The 2730-nt window shown below is 57.0% G+C and carries 2 protein-coding genes; one reads left to right on the top strand and one right to left on the bottom strand.

What is annotated here, in order from left to right; genetic code table 11:
• The first annotated feature begins 143 nt into the window (after window positions 1-143).
• Window positions 144-1240, top strand: a protein-coding gene (locus J7412_RS21725) for an IS3 family transposase (RefSeq protein WP_209081969.1) whose coding sequence is annotated in 2 segments (ribosomal slippage) — window positions 144-393 and window positions 393-1240 — 1098 coding nt in all. Because the reading frame shifts where the segments join, the coding sequence is not laid out codon by codon here.
• 64 nt (window positions 1241-1304) lie between these two features.
• On the opposite strand, the gene J7412_RS21720 is transcribed toward J7412_RS21725, so the two are convergent.
• Window positions 1305-2730: M10 family metallopeptidase C-terminal domain-containing protein (locus J7412_RS21720; RefSeq protein WP_209081967.1), on the bottom strand; the 1426-nt coding region annotated here is incomplete at its 5' end.

Raw genomic sequence — 2730 nt, 5'->3', positions numbered from 1 at the left:
TGCCTCAGCGCAAAGGCAATCTGTTCATCGCTGAATCGTTTCTTCGGCATCGGTACACTCCTCTTTGTGCCAGAAATGTACCCAAAATTTCGCTCTCAATTCGGACCACTTTCAGGGGGCAAGACCAACTTAAGGACGGACAAATGAAGACGAGATTCACTGACGAACAGATCATTCAGATGATCAAGGAACAGGAAGCAGGTGAGAAGACGGCTGACGTGTGCAGGCGCTATGGGATCAGCCAAGGCACCTTCTACAAATACAAGTCGAAGTATGGTGGCATGGAGCCGTCGGATGCAAAAAAGCTGCGGGCACTTGAAGCCGAGAATGCGAAGTTGAAGAAGCTGCTGGCTGAGCAGATGCTGGACAACGCAATGCTGCGGGATGTGAACTCAAAAAAGTGGTAACGCCCGATGCCAAGCGGAAGGCGGTGGCCCATCTGGTGGAGGTTCATCAGGTGAACCAGCGTCGGGCGTGCGCTGCTCTGGATGTGGATCGGTCAACGGTGCGGTATCAATCGCGCCGGGCGGATGACACGGACCTGCGCGATGCCATGAAGGCGGTCGCCAAAGAACGTCGCCGGTTCGGCTATCGGCGGCTGCATGTGATGGTCGAACGGCAGGGCTGGCAGGTAAACCACAAGAAGTTCCGTCGGATCAATCGCGAAGAGAAGCTGCAAGTGCGCCGCAGGGGCGGTCGGAAGCGGGCTCTGGGCACGCGAAGGCCGACGGTTGTGCCGGATAGCCCGAACCAGCGTTGGAGCCTGGATTTCGTATCTGATGCGCTGACCGATGGTCGCCGGTTCCGTATCCTGACCGTGGTGGATGATCACACGCGGGAGAACCTGGCGCTGGTGGCCGATACATCGCTGTCGGGCTTGCGGGTCACGCGAGAACTGGACCGGCTGATTGCAGAGCGCGGGGCACCGGGAACAATTGTGTCTAACAACGGCACCGAATTTACCAGCATGGCGGTGCTCAGGTGGGTGCAGGAGACCGGCATCGACTGGCACTACATCGCTCCAGGCAAGCCAACCCAGAACGCATTCATCGAAAGCTTCAATGGCAAGCTCCGCGACGAATGCCTGAACGAAACACTGTTTAGCTCGTTGGCCGAAGCCCGTGCTACGCTGGAAGAATGGCAGGAGGACTACAACACCCACAGACCACATTCAGCGCTCGGAAACCTGACGCCGAGGGAATTTGCAGAGAAAATGGACATGGACAAAATGGCTGCGTAGGGCCATCAACCCAAACGCAAGGACTCTCCGCAAGGTGGAGGAAACCTGGGGCTCAGGTCATACCTCAAGCGAGGGTCCAGTTTGCCGACTCGTTTTCGATCAGGCCTTGATCTGTGTGGCCCTCAAAGACCACGAAGTGTGTCGGCGCGAGTTGCAATGCTATGTCGCCTGCGCCCGAAGTCGTGAAGTTGAGGTCTTCGTATGATGTGAAGTTGGAGTTCAATAGCGTCAATGTGTCGATACCCAACTCGTAGTCGGTAATGAAGTCGGCCACGAAGCCCGTTTCTTCTGCAGCGGTGAACACAAACGTGTCCGCGCCCGATAGTCCGGTCATTTGGTCAGCACCCTGCCCCCCGATGAGCTCATCCGCACCCGCGCCTCCGATCAGACGGTCAGCCCCCTCTTCACCCCGGATCGTGTCATCACCAGAACCACCGACAATCGCGTCGGTACCGGCGCGTCCAATAATCTCGGACGGTCCAGTGCCGGTTGAAACGAACCGATCCTCTGCCTCGGTCAGTCGGTAAACAGCAGTCGTAGACACCAGACCATAGGTACGTGCAAACTCGGCGCCAACGATATCGCCTGCTGATAGGTCTCCCGCCGTCAGCCCTTCGAGCACGATGAACCGGCCAGCCCCAAGATCAAGCGCATCGCCCTCGGCTACAGTAACGAAGTTGAGGCCGGCGATATCCGTGAAGTCGAGGCCCGAAAGCTCGATCACATCCTCGCCGGGTATAAAATCGGTGATGAAGTCAGCCGTAAATCCGGCCCCAAAGTCATCCGCCGAGAAGGCAAAGAGATCGGCATCCGCGCCACCCGTCAGATTGTCGGCACCAAGCCCGCCAATTATCGTGTCCATTCCCGCCCCCGCCACGACAACATCCGAGCCGGCACCAGCGGAAACGAGATCATCCCCTGCCCCGGTCACAGCCACGTCATCACCATCATCCCCATAGACACGGTTCGCACCTTCATCCCTCGTGATGAACCGCTCGCCAGCCGCTGACAACAGACTCGCATCATCACTCGCCAAACGGATCGCAGTGTTGCCACCAAAAGACAGAACCTCAAACGGCTCGTGCGAAATACCTTGTAAAAGAATGCTGTCAGAGCCCAGACTGATCCGGAAGCCACCTGCTTCCTGCTCGAAAACAATATCATCTAGTGAGATATCGTAGGCGCTGATATCGATCTTATCACCATCATCCGGGCCAGCCCCCTTCTGGAAGTCGGTAATGATGTCATCGCCCTCGCCGGGACGTTTGATGAAAATATCGTCTCCAGCACCGCCGATCATTGTGTCACTGCCTTCTCCGCCAATCAGCATGTCATTGCCGCCGCCGCCCTGAAGCTCGTCATTGCCAACCCCACCTTCAATCAGGTCATCACCACCAAACGTGGCTAGGCGATCGTCGCCCGCGCCCCCATACACCGTGAAATGCTCAAAATCGGTGAAACTGATATTGTCGTCGTTATCAGAGTTCGTG

It is taken from the genome of Shimia sp. R9_3, from assembly GCF_017743755.1.
Lineage (GTDB): Bacteria > Pseudomonadota > Alphaproteobacteria > Rhodobacterales > Rhodobacteraceae > Shimia.
This window is presented reverse-complemented; position numbering and strand designations above follow the sequence as displayed.